Here is a 14,748-nt window from a genome sequence, read left to right on the forward strand (position 1 = left end):
AATTCCGGCCATGCACTCCTTGAGCAAAATACACATCAAGAACTTCCGCTCGTGCAAGCAAGTGTTTTTGCCTCTGGGTGATTTCACCCCACTGGTCGGTCAGAACAACGCGGGGAAATCCACCATCCTCGACGCGATCAGATTGGTGTTAGCACCAAAGGCATTTGCGAAAACAGACGCTAATGACCCCAGCCAGCCAATCATCATCAGCGCCTGCGTGTCAGGGATTACAGAAGAGCTGATTGCACAAATCCCTGAAGCCAAACATCAAGCCGCGATTACCCCCTACTGCATCAACGGTGACCTTTGGATAAGGATTTCCGCATCAGGCTCGACTAAACCGACTGCGGAAGTCTGGGAAAATGCTGGTCTTGATGATCAAGGTCTTCCCACTTCATGGCGCTCCTATCCCACGGGCCTGCCTCAAGCCATTTCGGCATTGTTACCCGAAGCGCTGCACATCCGCGCCATGGATGATGTCCAGGAAGACTTGGGCAAAGGCAAAGCTGGGAGCACAATTCGTGGGCTGCTGGATGAAATCATGGCCCCCATCCTCACTGCTCATCAAGAGGTACAGGATGCACTCACAGCGGTCAGGAATATATTGGGAGCCGACGGTGAGAACCGATCCCCTCTACTGACTGAGTTCGATACCAGCGCCACTAATGCCCTCTCAAGCTTCTTCCCTGGTTTGCTATTGAACCTGGACGTACCGTCAATCGACGTTAAGGAGTTTTTCAAGAGCGGTGATCTGAACGTGACCGATGAGATATCTGGTCAAACCAGACGTTTCGATACCTTAGGTAGCGGTGCGCAGCGTGCGATACAAATGGCCTTGATCCGGCTTCTGGCGGATATCCGTAAAACTCGCGAGCAAGATCTTGCCCGTCGTCTCCTACTGATCGATGAGCCTGAGATTTTCCTCCACCCTCAAGGAGTCAGAGGCCTTCGGGAAGCACTACATGTGCTTTCGAAATCCGGCTACCAAGTCGTGTTCACGACCCATTCGCCCTTGATGGTGAGCAGGGACAACGCACCTGAAACGGTCATCGTACGTAGATCACGGGAGAGTGGTTCCGAGGTTCGCATTCCAATGGGAGCGGCAGTTGCGCAAGCAATGGCAGAGGCACAAGCCCAATCTCGAACCCTTTTCGAGCTCGGAAATATTGCTGAAATCTATTTCGCAGAAAAAGTAATTCTCTGCGAGGGCAAAACCGATCAGAGGTTGCTACCACTCATCTACGAAAAGCTCTACGGCGTCAGGCCTGAGCTCGAACGGATCTGTTTTGTTGCTCTCGGCAGTTGTACTTCGATTCCCAAAGGCTTTTCTGTCCTGACAGCAATGGGTATCAAATGCGGTGTGATCGCTGACTTAGATTTCGCGTTCACTCACGCCAGGGGGCCATGGCTACCGAAGGAATGCGAGGAGATGGATAACGTCAGATCTGTGCTTCAAGTGGTCGGCCAAACTCAGGGGTTCCTGATCGGTGGAAACGGACTGCCACAGAATTCTAGGGGAGGTTCAGCAGCTGACTGTTGGGCTGCTTTTGCGAGAACTGCAGACGGCCAAGCACTCGCTAATACTGCTCATGAAGCAATGAAAGGTTTTGCAACTTGGGTCTGGCCAATGGGGTGCATTGAGGATGCCTTGAGAATTGATGAGAAGGGAGAGGCAGCCATAATCGCTCAAGAAGACAATATCCGGAGCTGGCAACCGGAGATAATTGATCAAGAATATCCCGTTTTCCGAAGCACCCTAGATTGGATGCGAGCTATCTAATTGCGCACCTTGCAGCTGCTGAGGAATGCGACGTCTTCCTCACGATTGGTACGCCCCAACTTGCTTCAATTTTTCAGTCGATCACACGGCAGCAGTAAGGGCTATCGTCATTACAGGCCGCATTCCGTCTCTCAGTTAATGTGCCCGAATAGGGCCATTAAGCCTAAAAATGATAGTTAATGTGCCGTACTGGGGACATTAACCTTGCTCGTCACACGGGACATATCCGCAGCACTCGGCCTCCAAAAGGCGTTTAATACTCTAAGTCGCTAGGCTCATAGCGAGCCCAACGCAATGTAGCTATCGACATGAATTGCCTATAGCCAACTCACCGAGCTCAAGTATGGCTTTCGAACGTGGCAAAGTCAGAGCATCCTCTACCCTGGCACTACTTGTACGAATCCAGCAGCACTAAGACCACAATATCGGTATCAACCCGGCCAACACATCGTCCTGTCCCACGCGGAACGCCATGGTGTCCAATTCAAGTGGACACCATTTTCGAATTATCAAGCGGATCTACCGTGCCGAGTTGCCCGCAGTGTACTTTCATGGCACGGGACTGCTCCGGGGGTTGATGGTCGGCTTGCAGTGTTCATTGGTAACGGTTTACCACCAGGTTGCAGAGGATGACAGTTGTATCTACAGTCGCCCCGCTGTCCTGAGCGGGTGTGAGTTTCAACTTGTAAAAGGCTCCGCTGCCCTCAAGGTCGCTAGCAGCAGAGGAGATTTTCAAGCCTGCATACGCAGAGTCGCAAACCCTAGCAAAGTCTTCATTTCGAACAAATATGATCAGGGCAGCTTGGTCGTCGTGTCGAGTCAGATATCTACATATCTGCGAGACAGCGGCAACGAATGCCGCCTGTCCGCTCCATATCTTACATTCGACGACCAGTTCGTTGCCCGCTGTATTACCTCCTCGTTTTGGGGGTCTTTGGATCAGGATATCCGCACGGCCCTGATAATTATATCCTTCACTTACGCTTGCAAAACCTGCGTTTCTGAGCCCAAGTGCAAGCTGCGCGCGCAAGCCATTCTCGTCTTCGCGTTGGTGGAGTTGGATATTTTGTTCCCAATTATAGATCCACTGGGTTATTACCTGTATTGGATCAGCGGTTACCAGCGATTGGTACGAAGGTAGTTCGGCTAATTGGTCTAATAGATGTCGAACCATAGGGATTTTTTCCCATTGTTCTTCATACAGTTCAATCATATATCGAACGGTGTAATTATTAGGATAGTTGGCTTCGTAATCTGATCGGGCATCTGCTCCAATCTTCAGGTAGTCGCTTTCATTTGGAATGGCTTCCCTCACTTGCTCTATGTATTCATTTAGAAGCATAGAAGTATTCACATATTGCGTTTCTAAGCGTCCTGAGAGATACATAGACAGACTTCTACCCTCGGAATACAGTTCTCTAATAGGCGAGGTATGTGCCACATCAAAAGAGAATTCAGATTCGTTTTTGTAACGCACCCACTCCTGATCGTGGCTGGAAAATTTTGATTTCATGACTTGCAGGTGATTCAAGATGTTCTGTTGCATCGATTACTGCCTCGGTCAATTAGCTTTGAATATTATTTATCACGACTTGCATAACTAAACAGATCGAGCCTAGTAGTAGCCGCTTCGTACTCTGCCACCTCGTCGGTCACGCCCAGCGGCTTGCCGGTCAAGCGATAGAATCTACGCGCAAGCACCTTGGCTTCTTTCAAGATCTCTAGGATTTCATCCTGGATCAATGCAGCCTGCAGAGGTTCGTTGCCATGACTGAGTTCAGTCATCTGCAAACGCCTCGAGCGCAGTGAGCAGCTTGGCAAGCTCAGCCAGGTTGGCTGTCGTCACAATGTCATATTCTCCTCGACTACTCAGCCGATACACCTCTCGAGCCTTTTTGACCCGTTCCAGTAGAGGAACAACAATGCCTGACGCTCTTTCAAGAAATTCGTTAATGTCTGCCCGTGTTTGAGGGATCTTGTAGCCTTTGGCCGCGCTTGTGATGATGACGTCCGCATCGCGGAGTTTGGCAATGCCACTGGAGCGGACTCTCTGGCCGTTGACCTCTCCCAGTCCGCTATCTTTTAGATGGGCCATGATCTCCGTAGTCAGCACGTAATCCTTGGTGACGAATTCGCTCTGGAATCTCAAGAACCTCAAGATGCTCAGCTGCAGTCGCTCATCTTCATCGGGGTGCTTACCAACCCGCTCGCTAAAACGATCAGCCTGGCGGAGAGCTTCTTGGTGTACCTGGTAGTCTGCATACCCAGATTCATCCGTTGGCGGTGGCAGAAGAGACTGGTACTTGGATGGCCACTCAAGCATTCCAAGAGTCAGGCTGCGGAGGATTTTCTTGTAGGCAAGAACTGCTTCTTCCGAAGCTTTCTCTTCGTAGATCTGAGCGACTGAGCCAGCGAAGAAATCTGCAACCTGAACCAAAACGTTGTCCTTACTGGCCATCGTCTGGAAGGCATCCTTATCGCCAAATAGGTCGTCCACGAATCGTTCTGCAACGTAGCTTTTGAGGCTCTCCTGAAATTCCTGGCCACCATGCTCGTCTACGATCATCTGGAGGTCAGGGTATGTGCGGAACAAACGTTCATAGAGCAACCCGTTCACGTATTTTATGAACGAGGTCTTGATACGGAGCCCGCCGTCTTTGTGAATTCGGGATTTATCAACGACGGTGAAATAGAGCTTGAATGGCAGCTCAGCTAGCTCGTTGAGGATTCGGGCACGGCGATCTGAATCCTTCGGCTTCAGATTGCTGGATTTGATCTCGCCTGTTTGAAAATGACGCATGCGGAGTGCTTCAGCTTGGGCATAAGCAGCTTCCAGGTCTTTCTCTGCCACCAGAATGGAGCACACGACGAAGAAGCCCGAGCTTCCTCCCTTTGACGTATCAAGGTCGGAATTCCCGGACTCATCCACGAAGGCATAGGTTCTGTCCATGAGCTTGCTCCATCAACAACGTGCTGAGCGCAGTGGGTCGCCCAATGGCAAGGTGGCGAACTTAGTTCGTCGCAGTGGTAGTGCCTGAAGCGGGGCCTTCGCTGAACGTGTAGTTGATGACCACGTCATTTCGGATCAAGACGTCGAGCGTTTTCTGGGTGCCAGTAGTCGTCACCTTCATAGTGACCACATAGCTCTGGGCATGGGCTGAGCCATTGGTGTAGGTGTAGATCCACTTCTCGTCAGTCTCGCTGACTGCGCTCTTGGCGTAAGGCTCGCCGAATAGCGACTTCAACTCAGCAGTCGTGGTTTTGCCTTTGGTGATGCTCGCTACACTTGCCGACGGAAAGTCTCGACCTGCGGTGTAGTGGGATGTGGCGCAACCGCCGAGCGCGACACACATCCCAATGACTGCGATGAGCTTTTTCATATCTATCCTTGATCGGAGAAAGCTCCAAATCTAGCTGGCATCGAGGCTAAAAGCCATCACCACCTTGATCACCTGCGCTCGCGCTTGTCGACAGCTCATAGCACACCATCCTGCACTGGGGCTGCAGCGTTGTTCGCCCTCGAGATCCTCTCGGCATAAGGTGCCCTAATCGGCACATTAAGCCCTTAAACAAGGATTAATGTGCCGTTTTGGGATCACTACGCCAGCATTTATTCGGTGGGAAGCGCAAGGCTTGTGATGAAGCTAATCGCCACTAAAACGCACAAACCAACCAACAGCGGGATTGAACCAAATTTCTCTAGAACAAGTGCTGCTGCTACAGGGCCTGCAGCCTGGGCGATCAGCATGGGGCGAGCCAACAGCCCCATGCGTGTTCCGTAGCCATCAGCGCCGAATAGAGCCAAGGGTAATGTTCCGCGAGCAATGGTCAGAATTCCATTACCTGCTCCGTAAAGCGCCAGGGCTACGAAGGCTAGCCACGGGATGGCCGGTAAAAGTAGGGCAATACCCACCCCGCATAGCAGGATGGCGATACGAGCCGACCAGGTAGGGTGCAGGTTTCTCCCAATCGAAAACTCAGCAAGGCGTGCCACGACTTGAGATGGCCCAATCATCATTCCTATGGCTAATGCCGTTGAGGTTGCGATGCCAAGCAGTTTCAGCACATCAAGTAGATGGACTGAAACGGAGGAAATCACCAGGGATTGGAATGTCAGTAGCGCTGCCAGCAGGATGAATATGCGATTGGTTAATTTGCTGGCAGTTGCAGTGGACTGGATACTTGCAAGAGGTGCAGATTCATCTGGGGGGCCTTTCTCGCTGGGAATTGCCAGAAGATGGATTGGTAGACCAACTACCAGATGCGTTGCGGCTAAGGCAAAGCAGCTGTACCTCCACCCGATCTGGTGCTCTAGGCCTGCGATCAGTGGCCAGCCTAAGGTGCTGGCAAACCCACCTAGCAAGGTTAGACCAGTCATCGAGGCACGTGCATGGTCGCCAAGTAGTCGTCCGAGTGTCGAAAACGCTGCGTCATAAAGACCAGCAGCCATGCCCGCGCCGATCAGCGTCCATGCTAGGTAATAAACGGCTAAGTTACTGGCTAAGCCCATCAACAGCATACCCATCGCCAAAAATAACGAGCTAGCTGCCAACACGGGGCGTCCCCCACTTCGGTCGATCCATCGTCCCACCATGGGCGAGCAAGCTCCTGCGACCAGCAGTCCCCAAGACAATCCAATTACTACGCTCGTAACTGACCATCCTGTTTCTTTGGTGATTGGTGTCGCAAGAACTGCTGGCAGGTAATAGGTCGAACTCCAAGCGAGGATTTGTGCGATGCCTAATGCCCACACAAGCCTGAGTCGGTTGATAGGTTGCTGGCTGCTTTCTAGGTTTTTCACTAGCTACGGGCTCTTGTGTTTTTCAGACGTAAGCTGCTCAGTTTTGCGTTACAAGCGTGGGGGCGGCTTCCAAATTACGAGCTCGCTTTAGCAAATACGGGAGTATGTGTTCGGCATCAGGCCCCACGCCTCGTAGGGTTGCAGAGGCGAAGTTGCGTTGTTTGGGCAAGCCTACAAAGTACAAGCCTGGGACATGAACTGCTCGCCCGTCGCGTTGCGCCACTCGTCCCTGCTCATCCATTACTGGAAGGCCTTGGAGAAATGGCAGGTTCGGACGAAAGCCAGTGGCAAAAATGAGGCTATCAACGGTTTCATGCTGACCTTCGGCCCAAATCACGCCTGTTGAAGTGACCTCGGAGAACATTGCTGCTTGATTGAAGTCTCCGGATCTCAGAGCCTTTCTGTACGTGCCGTCGTCCAGTACAGGCGTGCTTTGATCGTTTAGCCACTTAGTTTTCTCTAGGCCTGTCCATTTCAACCAAGTATGAAAATCTGCTCCTAATATCCGTTGTGGCGCGAATCGAATCGCCTCTCGCGTGGCCAGAGTCACTGTTGCAACTTTGGATAAATCGTAAGCGATTTGTACAGCGGAGTTCGCAGCGCCAACTACGACGATGCGTTGCCCACTAAATGCTTCTGCATTCCGATAATGAGCACTGTGAAGCTGAGTGCCGCTGAAGTTTTTGAGCCCAGGGATATCGGGTACGTAGGGACGACTGAAGGCTCCTGAGGCCACGACCACCGCTCTCGCCCAGAAGCGTTGTCCGTTCGTTGCAGTGATCCGAAATCCTTCGCCTTCCTGACCTACGTTCGTGACCCTAATCCCTTGAAGGATAGGTAACCGGAAGAAGTCGGCATAACCTTCCAGATAACGCACTACTTCATTCCGAGAAGGGTAGTGGCCTGCTGTTCCAGGAAAAGGAAGTCCCGGAAGAGAGGAATATGCTGCTGGCGAGAACAATTCAAGGCTGTCGTAGTAATTACGCCAGTTCCCACCAGGCTGCGATTGCTCATCAAAAATGCGGAAATTGAGGCCGTGCTGCTTCAGGTGCCAACCGCTAGCCAACCCTGCTTGGCCAGCACCAATGACAACAACATCAAACATCTGATTATTTGCGTTCATGTATGCGCACTTATGCACGTATTTATACAAAAAAGGATTAGTCCTTTTTGCCTGGACAGCACAGCGGGGCGATGCTTTTGGTGTGGAGGAGGATGGCTTCTAGACGCTTGATAATGGCTGGGCCGTCCACTTCATAGAACATCTGGCGCCCTACCTTAGCAGCTCGAACAATCCCCGCTTCCAGTAGCACCTGAAGATGGCGAGATACAACCGAACGCTCCTGAGGCAACTCAGCTGCAATTTCAGTAACATCAGCGCGACCCAATAGCATGACGCGCTTCAGCACGGCGATTCGCGGTGGCTCACACAGGGCTTTGAAGAATGCGCCGTCCAACGATTCGATGGCGGCCTCAATAGCTTGGGTTCGGGTTTGTGATGTATTCATGAAGGAACTATATGTGCATGCACGTGCACATGTAAAGGGCCGGTCAATAATGGACACTACCTCCCAGGCTATCGGTTGGGCAGACTATCAGCCATTGTCGAATGGTAACGCCTTGCACATGTAGCAAGCCGAGCCAGGGCAAAGCCCCCTGAACTGCCCCGTCTGAGAAATCAGAGGTGGCGCTGAGCCTCGTTGATTTACTGCATAGCCCTGTTGCTCAAAAAAGCCTGACGCGGTTGTTGTCAGCAAATGAAATCGAGCGATTCCCTGCTCGGCAGCTATCGCTTCAATGACCCGAAGCACCGCGATACCGACCCCCTTCGATCTGTATGTCGACACTACGACCAAAGAACGCAACAACCCGTCCGTACCATGCGTTTCGAATCCTCCCCATGCGACCGTTTCACCGTCTAGTGTGAACTCAAAAAAGGTTCGGCCTGGAAGATCAATATCGTCTGCTGGAAGATCAGCAGATTTCAGCGCATCGCGAAAGCGCTGCCACTGTCCTCCGGCTATTTCCTTTGCCTGGATCATCATCTTCCCCTCCATTCTCTCATCTCCGTTATGCCGACACGCATGGAACGTTAGGGCGCATACCGAAGCAGTAAACATCATATTCGCTTTACCGAATATCTGCCAAAGCGTATATTCGATTTTCCATATGCATCGAGTTCAACCATGAGCCCTGCTATCAAAGTGCTTTTCGTGTGCGTTGCCAACTCAGCCCGCTCCCTGCTTGCAGAGGCTTTGCTGCGGCACACCGACCCGCGCTTCGAGGCCTTCAGCGCCGGATCCGAACCGTCTGAGGTTGATCCGCGCACGATTCAGGCATTGGAGGCAGTTGGGGTAGATGCAACGGGCCTGTGCAGCAAGTCCATCAGCGAGTTTCAAGCTGATCGATTCGATTACGTAATCACTCTTTGTGATAAATCCGCAAGCGAGTGCCTACCAATGCCCAGCGCAGCTGAAGTCATTGCCTGGGATTTTCCTGACCCAGTAACCAGCGATGATCCTGGCGCATTTCGCCACACGTTCCACGACATCCACGAGCGCATCAAGCTCTTCGTTTTGGTCAAGACCAAACACCTGGAGGATCTATGACAGAACCCATGACCCCCACCACCTTATTCAAGTGCCTGGCGGATGACACCCGAGCAAAAATTTCGCTGCTTGTCGTGAGTGAAGGTGAGCTGTGTGTCTGCGAGCTAACGGCAGCACTCGACCTGAGTCAGCCGAAGATTTCTCGTCATTTGGCGCTGCTGCGCTCTGCCGGTTTGCTGTTGGATCGTCGCCAAGGCCAATGGGTGTACTACCGACTGAATCCTGATTTGCCCGCGTGGGTGACTGCAGTTTTGAAGGAAGTGGTAGACGCCAATCAGCAATGGCTGGAAACCGAGGCTAAGCGCCTCTGCGGCATGAACGACCGCCCGATCAACCAAGCCGTGTGTAGCTGATTCACGCCCAACCGGATTAATGAAATGCTGATTGCCGTATTGATCTTTATCGCCACCATCGTCTTTGTCATCTGGCAGCCCAAGGGGCTGGGGGTGGGCTGGAGTGCGATGTTCGGTGCCATCGTGGCGTTGCTGGCAGGTGTCGTTACCCTTGCCGACATACCAGAGGTTTGGCGCATAGTCTGGAACGCTACCGGAACGTTCATCGCGGTCATTATTATTAGTCTGTTGCTTGATGAGGCAGGCTTTTTCAAATGGGCTGCGCTGCATGTCGCCCGATGGGGAGGCGGGAGCACCCGCAAGCTGTTCGCATTTATCGTCCTGCTGGGCGCAGCGGTGTCGGCCCTGTTCGCCAATGACGGAGCAGCATTGATCCTCACACCCATTGTGATCGCGATGTTGCTGGCGCTGCGTTTTTCTCCTGCTGCTACGTTGGCATTCGTTATGGCAGCCGGTTTTATCGCCGATACGGCGAGCTTACCGCTGGTGGTTTCCAACCTGGTCAACATCGTTTCTGCCGACTACTTCGATATCGGCTTCAACGAATATGCTTCGATCATGGTGCCGGTAAACATCGTCAGCGTGGCGGCGACGTTAGCCATGCTGATGTGGTTTTTCCGCAAAGATTTACCAAAGACCTATGACCTCAACCAACTGGACAATCCGGACGAGGCAATCCACGACCGGGCCACTTTTGTAGCCGGTTGGTGGGTGCTGGCACTACTGCTGATCGGCTTCTTTGTCATTGAGCCATTGGGGGTGCCAATCAGCGCCATTGCAGCGGTCTGTGCATTCATTCTTTACGTCATCGCGGCTCGTGGTCACGCCATCAACACAAGCAAGGTGCTCAAAGAGGCGCCATGGCAGGTGGTGATTTTTTCTTTGGGTATGTACCTGGTTGTTTATGGCCTGAAGAACGCCGGCCTGACCGACCACATCGCGCAGATCCTGAACGTGTTCGCCGGTTATGGCGTTTGGGGCGCGTCCCTTGGTACAGGGCTGCTGACAGCGTTGCTGTCTTCGATCATGAACAACATGCCCACCGTTCTGGTAGGCGCCTTATCCATTCATGCCGCCGAAGTCGATGGTGTTGTCCAGCAAGCGATGGTTTACGCCAACATCATCGGCTGCGACCTGGGCCCGAAGATCACCCCAATTGGGAGCTTGGCAACTCTGTTGTGGCTGCACGTGCTCGCCCGGAAAAATATAACGATCAGCTGGGGTTACTACTTCAAGACCGGGATCGTGCTGACCGTGCCCATCCTCGTCGCCACATTGTCCGCCCTGGCACTGCGCCTCAGTTTTTGAATCAAGGAATCGTCTGATGAAAGTCTTGTTCATGTGCACCCACAACAGCTGCCGCAGCATCCTGTCCGAGGCGCTTTTCAACCACTTGGCGCCCGAGGGTGTAGAAGCCGTCAGCTCAGGAAGTTTTCCCAGTGGACGGGTGAATCAACGGGCATTGCAAACACTGGAGGAGGCGGGTATTTCCACGGCGGGCTTGAGCAGCAAGGCTTCGGATGCTTTTGAAGGTTCGCCTCCAGACATCGTGATCACTGTCTGTGACCGGGCAGCGGGTGAGGCATGCCCAATCTTCTTTGGGCCAGCTTTGAAGGCGCATTGGGGGCTGGCCGACCCATCTGACGCTAGCGGGTCGGAAGCCGAGATCACCGCAGCGTTTGAAACCACACTCGCCAAAATTCACGAGCGCGTGAGCGCATTTCTTGCGCTGCCACTGAAGACCATCAGCGCTGAACAGTTGAAAGCTGAACTGAATCGCATCGGTTCGCTTTAAAGATCAACCGAGGCGGTGCCCAACCTGGCGTCGCCGTAGGAGTTTTTATGCAAGACACATTGCCGAACGTACACGCCGACCTGATCGAAATTCCGTCGCTGGAGCAACTGGAGCCGCGTACACCGTCACTCCATAAGCCTCGAATCTTGCTTCTGTATGGATCGACGCGAGAGCGCTCTTTCAGCCGGTTGGTGACTCAGGAAGCAGCCCGCTTGTTGGAGGAGTTTGGCGCCGAAACCAAAATCTTCGATCCCTCGGGTTTGCCGCTGCCGGACGATGCTCCGGATACACATCCCAAAGTCGCGGAATTGCGCGAACTCATGCAATGGTCTGAAGGACAGGTGTGGTGTTCGCCTGAGCGGCACGGCTCTATGAGCGCAGTATTCAAGGCCCAGATCGACTGGGTTCCGCTTGCGATTGGTGCTGTTCGACCTACGCAAGGAAAGACCCTTGCAGTAATGCAGGTCTGTGGTGGCTCGCAATCTTTCAACGTGGTCAACCAACTACGGGTATTGGGGCGGTGGATGCGCATGTTCACCATCCCAAATCAATCTTCGGTGGCCAAGGCGTTTACCGAGTTCGACGAGACAGGCCGTATGAAACCGTCCTCGTACTACGACCGACTGGTGGACGTGATGGAAGAGCTGATGAAGTTCACGCTGCTGTTGCGGGGTCGCCAGGACTACTTGGTTGATCGCTACTCCGAGCGTAAAGAGTCAGCTGAAGAGCTGTCCAACCGCGTCAACCAGCGCTCCATTTAACGTCACCGCGAGGAAACGGTATGAGTCAGATAACGATCTATCACAACCCGCAATGTGGAACCTCTCGCAATACTTTGGAACTGATCCGCAACAGCGGAGAAGAGCCGACTGTTATCGAGTACCTAAAGACACCACCTGACCGCACCACGCTTGTCAGGTTGATCAAGGATATGGGTATCGAGGTGCGGGCCCTCCTTCGTATCAAAGGCACTCCTTACGAGGAGCTGGGACTGGGCGATACGTCACTTACTGATGACCAGCTCATCGATGCCATGATGGCTCATCCCATCCTGATCAATCGCCCCATCGTTGTGACGCCTTTGGGTACACGCTTGTGTCGTCCGTCAGAGGCAGTCCTCGACCTTCTGCCGCAGGAGCAGCGCGGCAGCTTCGTCAAAGAAGACGGACAAGTCGTCATTGATGAGAATGGCCGTAGGGTTTAAACCGATGTAAAGCAGATAGGCCTGGAGAGATGCTGGTGAATCAAAACTCGAAATTTGATGTAGTGGTCATTGGAGGTGGCCAATCCGCGCTCACCGTAGCCTATTTTTTGAGGCGTACAGGCCTTTCCTACGTATTACTCGACGCCGAGTCGGCACCGGGAGGGGCCTGGCGGCATGGGTGGGATTCTCTGAGACTATTCTCGCCGTCTGCTTGGAGCTCAATTGCCGGCTGGCCCATGCCAGCAGTATCCGAGGGGACTCCTGGGCGGGACGATGTTGTCGACTATCTAACTCAGTACGAGCGCCGATATGACTTCCCCATCATCCGTTCCACGCGGGTGACCCATGTCGAGAACATCGAAGGCGGGTTGCGCGTTTTTTCCGGGGATACTTACTGGGATGCCAATACGGTCATCAGTGCAACAGGCACGTGGAGCAGTCCGGTTATTCCAACCTATCCAGGGCAGGAGCTTTTCGAGGGGCAGCAAATCCATTCCGCCCATTACGTTGGGCCGAGAGAGTTCGAAGGGAAGGCAGTGCTGGTCGTTGGCGGTGGTAACTCGGGTGCCCAGATTTACGCCGAAGTTTCAAAGGTGGCTCACGCAACCTGGGTGACTCAGCAATCGCCAAAATATCTTCCAGATGAGGTCGATGGCCGCGTCCTGTTCGAGCGGGCCACTGCTAGATTGAAGGCGCAACAAGATGGGATTGAGCCTCAACAGCCCGTTGGAGGGCTGGGAGACATTGTAATGGTGCCACCGGTAAAGGAAGCTCGCGAACGCGGCGTGCTGAACACGGTGCGGCCATTTACGCATTTCACCTCAACAGGTGTTGTGTGGCCATCGGGGGCCGAGACGAAGATCGATGCCGTCATCTGGTGTACTGGATTTTCTCCAGCGCTCGACCACCTGAGCAACCTGGGTATCGTTGGCGATGACGGCAAAGTCGCCGTGAATGAAAACCGGAGTGTTGCTTCACCTAATCTGTGGCTGGTGGGCTACGGCGATTGGACGGGGCTTGCCTCTGCAACATTGATCGGAGTAACCCGCACCGCTCGAGATGTAGTCAACCAAGTCCAAAGCTATCTCACTAGCGAATCCTGATGGCTCGCGACGCAAATCGAGTGTGCCTACTGTGATGCGACTTCAAGCTCAGGAAAGAGAATAGGCTCCAGTGGAGGAGTTGCCGGGCACAACCCGAGTCGCCAGTAGCCGACGTCGTGCCATTTCCCAAGCTTGAAGCCTACCTCCGGATATGTACCGATATGGACGAATCCCAGCGACTCGTGCAGACCCACACTCCCTTCATTGGGCTGCGCAATTCCGGCATAAGCTGCGCGAAACCTCTGCTTTTCAAGAATCGGAAGCAACGTCTCATAGAGCTCACGGCCAACCCCCTGACGGCGAGCCGACTCGGCTATGTAAACCGTCACGTCCACAGCCCACCGATAGGCCGGACGAGCGCGATGTTGGCTTGCGTAAGCATAGCCCTTGATCTCTCCTCCCTCTTCGGCCACCAAGTAGGGATATGTCAGAAGCGTTGTCGCTATTCGCTGAGCTATTTCCTCAGCGCTTGGCGGAATCTCTTCGAACGAGATGGCCGTTGTTGAAACGATGGGAGCGTAAATGCGCTGGATGGCTACAGCATCAGCCACCAATGCCGTACGGATTTTCAAAGCCATGTAAGTCTTCCCTGATTCGAAAGTTGAACATTACCCTTTGTGGATCAGCCTTGGACATGGTCGAAGTATGAAGATGTTATGGGCGCTACCATTCGCCTAAGTCGGTCAGCTAGGGCCTCTACATCGATTTGACCGATACAACCTCAACATATTTGTACTTCTTCCTCGCAGCCTTCACAGCCTCCTGTTCAGCAAGCAACGAGCTCAATGTATCAGCCTCGTGAATCAACTCGATCATTTTCCCTTCAAACTCGTTTCCAACGCGTAACGTGACCCTCAGCCTGGGCGTGAATGCTTTTGCCGTTTTCTTCTTGGCTGCTGGAGCGACCACCGATTTCGCGAGCACGACTTCTTCCACTGGCTCCTCTGCTACAGGAGCAGACATCTGCTCCTCGGGCTGAGGCGTACCGAATAACGCACGACGCATTTCTTCTTCAGTTAAATCAGAGTTCATAGAACATCTCAAAGGAACGCATTTCGCTGGGCAAGTTTTAATAAGATTGTTGCTGACTGGTGTTCGAGGAG

General features: G+C 53.1%; 18 protein-coding genes. 8 read left to right on the forward strand and 10 right to left on the reverse strand.

Going from position 1 to position 14,748, the window contains the following annotated elements:
* Positions 1-10 precede the first annotated feature (10 nt).
* A complete protein-coding gene (locus tag NR126_RS18765; protein WP_105753678.1) occupies positions 11-1,780 on the forward strand; it encodes an ATP-dependent endonuclease in 1,770 nt (589 codons plus the stop codon).
* A gap of 595 nt (positions 1,781-2,375) precedes the next feature.
* Here NR126_RS18765 and NR126_RS18770 read toward each other — a convergent pair.
* The 8 genes from NR126_RS18770 to arsN2 form a co-directional block, all read right to left on the reverse strand.
* Positions 2,376-3,326: a hypothetical protein gene (locus NR126_RS18770; protein ID WP_146118200.1), complete on the reverse strand. Its 951-nt coding sequence runs from the start codon at positions 3,324-3,326 to the stop codon at positions 2,376-2,378.
* A gap of 32 nt (positions 3,327-3,358) precedes the next feature.
* Positions 3,359-3,565, reverse strand: coding sequence for a hypothetical protein (locus NR126_RS18775; protein WP_105753676.1), 207 nt, complete (start codon positions 3,563-3,565; stop codon positions 3,359-3,361).
* Positions 3,558-4,730, reverse strand: a complete 1,173-nt coding sequence (locus tag NR126_RS18780; protein ID WP_105753675.1) for a DUF3800 domain-containing protein — start codon at positions 4,728-4,730, stop codon at positions 3,558-3,560. Before NR126_RS18780 ends, NR126_RS18775 begins: the two co-directional genes overlap by 8 nt.
* Positions 4,731-4,791: 61 nt before the next feature.
* The gene (locus NR126_RS18785) at positions 4,792-5,160 is read right to left on the reverse strand and encodes a hypothetical protein (RefSeq protein WP_105753674.1); all 369 of its coding nucleotides are present in this window, start codon (positions 5,158-5,160) and stop codon (positions 4,792-4,794) included.
* Between the two features lie 230 nt (positions 5,161-5,390).
* Positions 5,391-6,581 (reverse strand): MFS transporter, encoded by a 1,191-nt coding sequence (locus NR126_RS18790; RefSeq protein WP_105753673.1) that lies wholly within the window; start codon positions 6,579-6,581, stop codon positions 5,391-5,393.
* A 37-nt stretch (positions 6,582-6,618) separates the two neighbouring features.
* Positions 6,619-7,704 carry an NAD(P)/FAD-dependent oxidoreductase gene (locus tag NR126_RS18795; protein WP_105753672.1) on the reverse strand — a complete coding sequence of 362 codons (1,086 nt, stop codon included), beginning with the start codon at positions 7,702-7,704 and terminating at the stop codon, positions 6,619-6,621.
* Between the two features lie 37 nt (positions 7,705-7,741).
* The gene (locus NR126_RS18800) at positions 7,742-8,089 is read right to left on the reverse strand and encodes a helix-turn-helix transcriptional regulator (protein WP_105753671.1); all 348 of its coding nucleotides are present in this window, start codon (positions 8,087-8,089) and stop codon (positions 7,742-7,744) included.
* 87 nt (positions 8,090-8,176) lie between these two features.
* Entirely contained in the window at positions 8,177-8,626 is a 450-nt protein-coding gene (gene arsN2, locus NR126_RS18805) for an arsenic resistance N-acetyltransferase ArsN2 (protein WP_256350853.1), read from the reverse strand.
* A gap of 141 nt (positions 8,627-8,767) precedes the next feature.
* Here arsN2 and NR126_RS18810 point away from each other — a divergent pair, with 141 nt between their 5' ends.
* Genes NR126_RS18810 through NR126_RS18840 form a run of 7 tightly spaced genes read left to right on the forward strand, consistent with a single transcriptional unit; the run spans position 8,768 to position 13,645 of the window.
* The gene (locus NR126_RS18810; protein ID WP_105753669.1) at positions 8,768-9,190 is read left to right on the forward strand and encodes an arsenate reductase ArsC; all 423 of its coding nucleotides are present in this window, start codon (positions 8,768-8,770) and stop codon (positions 9,188-9,190) included.
* Positions 9,187-9,543: a metalloregulator ArsR/SmtB family transcription factor gene (locus NR126_RS18815; RefSeq protein ID WP_105753668.1), complete on the forward strand. Its 357-nt coding sequence runs from the start codon at positions 9,187-9,189 to the stop codon at positions 9,541-9,543. The genes NR126_RS18810 and NR126_RS18815 overlap by 4 nt, the downstream gene beginning before the upstream one ends.
* A 24-nt stretch (positions 9,544-9,567) precedes the next feature.
* The gene (locus NR126_RS18820; protein WP_105753667.1) at positions 9,568-10,851 is read left to right on the forward strand and encodes an arsenic transporter; all 1,284 of its coding nucleotides are present in this window, start codon (positions 9,568-9,570) and stop codon (positions 10,849-10,851) included.
* 16 nt (positions 10,852-10,867) lie between these two features.
* The gene (locus NR126_RS18825; protein WP_105753666.1) at positions 10,868-11,338 is read left to right on the forward strand and encodes an arsenate reductase ArsC; all 471 of its coding nucleotides are present in this window, start codon (positions 10,868-10,870) and stop codon (positions 11,336-11,338) included.
* A gap of 47 nt (positions 11,339-11,385) precedes the next feature.
* Positions 11,386-12,099 carry an arsenical resistance protein ArsH gene (arsH, locus tag NR126_RS18830; protein WP_105753665.1) on the forward strand — a complete coding sequence of 238 codons (714 nt, stop codon included), beginning with the start codon at positions 11,386-11,388 and terminating at the stop codon, positions 12,097-12,099.
* 20 nt (positions 12,100-12,119) lie between these two features.
* Positions 12,120-12,542 carry an arsenate reductase (glutaredoxin) gene (gene arsC, locus NR126_RS18835; protein ID WP_105753664.1) on the forward strand — a complete coding sequence of 141 codons (423 nt, stop codon included), beginning with the start codon at positions 12,120-12,122 and terminating at the stop codon, positions 12,540-12,542.
* 29 nt (positions 12,543-12,571) lie between these two features.
* A complete protein-coding gene (locus NR126_RS18840) occupies positions 12,572-13,645 on the forward strand; it encodes an ArsO family NAD(P)H-dependent flavin-containing monooxygenase (protein WP_105753663.1) in 1,074 nt (357 codons plus the stop codon).
* Between the two features lie 26 nt (positions 13,646-13,671).
* On the opposite strand, the gene NR126_RS18845 is transcribed toward NR126_RS18840, so the two are convergent.
* Both NR126_RS18845 and NR126_RS18850 read right to left on the reverse strand, forming a co-directional pair.
* Positions 13,672-14,223, reverse strand: a complete 552-nt coding sequence (locus NR126_RS18845; RefSeq protein WP_105753662.1) for an arsinothricin resistance N-acetyltransferase ArsN1 family B — start codon at positions 14,221-14,223, stop codon at positions 13,672-13,674.
* A 118-nt stretch (positions 14,224-14,341) separates the two neighbouring features.
* The gene (locus NR126_RS18850) at positions 14,342-14,677 is read right to left on the reverse strand and encodes a hypothetical protein (protein ID WP_105753661.1); all 336 of its coding nucleotides are present in this window, start codon (positions 14,675-14,677) and stop codon (positions 14,342-14,344) included.
* Positions 14,678-14,748 lie beyond the last annotated feature (71 nt).

The sequence above is a fragment of the Pseudomonas sp. Pse1 genome (assembly GCF_024519635.1).
GTDB lineage: Bacteria > Pseudomonadota > Gammaproteobacteria > Pseudomonadales > Pseudomonadaceae > Aquipseudomonas.

Bases quoted from the DNA above. Each gene is read 5' to 3' on its own strand.
- NR126_RS18765 (WP_105753678.1), top strand. From the start codon at position 11: ATGCACTCCTTGAGCAAAATACACATCAAGAACTTCCGCTCGTGCAAG.
- NR126_RS18770 (WP_146118200.1), bottom strand. From the start codon at position 3,326: ATGCAACAGAACATCTTGAATCACCTGCAAGTCATGAAATCAAAATTT.
- NR126_RS18775 (WP_105753676.1), bottom strand. From the start codon at position 3,565: ATGACTGAACTCAGTCATGGCAACGAACCTCTGCAGGCTGCATTGATC.
- NR126_RS18780 (WP_105753675.1), bottom strand. From the start codon at position 4,730: ATGGACAGAACCTATGCCTTCGTGGATGAGTCCGGGAATTCCGACCTT.
- NR126_RS18785 (WP_105753674.1), bottom strand. From the start codon at position 5,160: ATGAAAAAGCTCATCGCAGTCATTGGGATGTGTGTCGCGCTCGGCGGT.
- NR126_RS18795 (WP_105753672.1), bottom strand. From the start codon at position 7,704: ATGAACGCAAATAATCAGATGTTTGATGTTGTTGTCATTGGTGCTGGC.
- NR126_RS18800 (WP_105753671.1), bottom strand. From the start codon at position 8,089: ATGAATACATCACAAACCCGAACCCAAGCTATTGAGGCCGCCATCGAA.
- arsN2 (WP_256350853.1), bottom strand. From the start codon at position 8,626: ATGATGATCCAGGCAAAGGAAATAGCCGGAGGACAGTGGCAGCGCTTT.
- NR126_RS18810 (WP_105753669.1), top strand. From the start codon at position 8,768: ATGAGCCCTGCTATCAAAGTGCTTTTCGTGTGCGTTGCCAACTCAGCC.
- NR126_RS18815 (WP_105753668.1), top strand. From the start codon at position 9,187: ATGACAGAACCCATGACCCCCACCACCTTATTCAAGTGCCTGGCGGAT.
- NR126_RS18820 (WP_105753667.1), top strand. From the start codon at position 9,568: ATGCTGATTGCCGTATTGATCTTTATCGCCACCATCGTCTTTGTCATC.
- NR126_RS18825 (WP_105753666.1), top strand. From the start codon at position 10,868: ATGAAAGTCTTGTTCATGTGCACCCACAACAGCTGCCGCAGCATCCTG.
- arsH (WP_105753665.1), top strand. From the start codon at position 11,386: ATGCAAGACACATTGCCGAACGTACACGCCGACCTGATCGAAATTCCG.
- arsC (WP_105753664.1), top strand. From the start codon at position 12,120: ATGAGTCAGATAACGATCTATCACAACCCGCAATGTGGAACCTCTCGC.
- NR126_RS18840 (WP_105753663.1), top strand. From the start codon at position 12,572: ATGCTGGTGAATCAAAACTCGAAATTTGATGTAGTGGTCATTGGAGGT.
- NR126_RS18845 (WP_105753662.1), bottom strand. From the start codon at position 14,223: ATGGCTTTGAAAATCCGTACGGCATTGGTGGCTGATGCTGTAGCCATC.
- NR126_RS18850 (WP_105753661.1), bottom strand. From the start codon at position 14,677: ATGAACTCTGATTTAACTGAAGAAGAAATGCGTCGTGCGTTATTCGGT.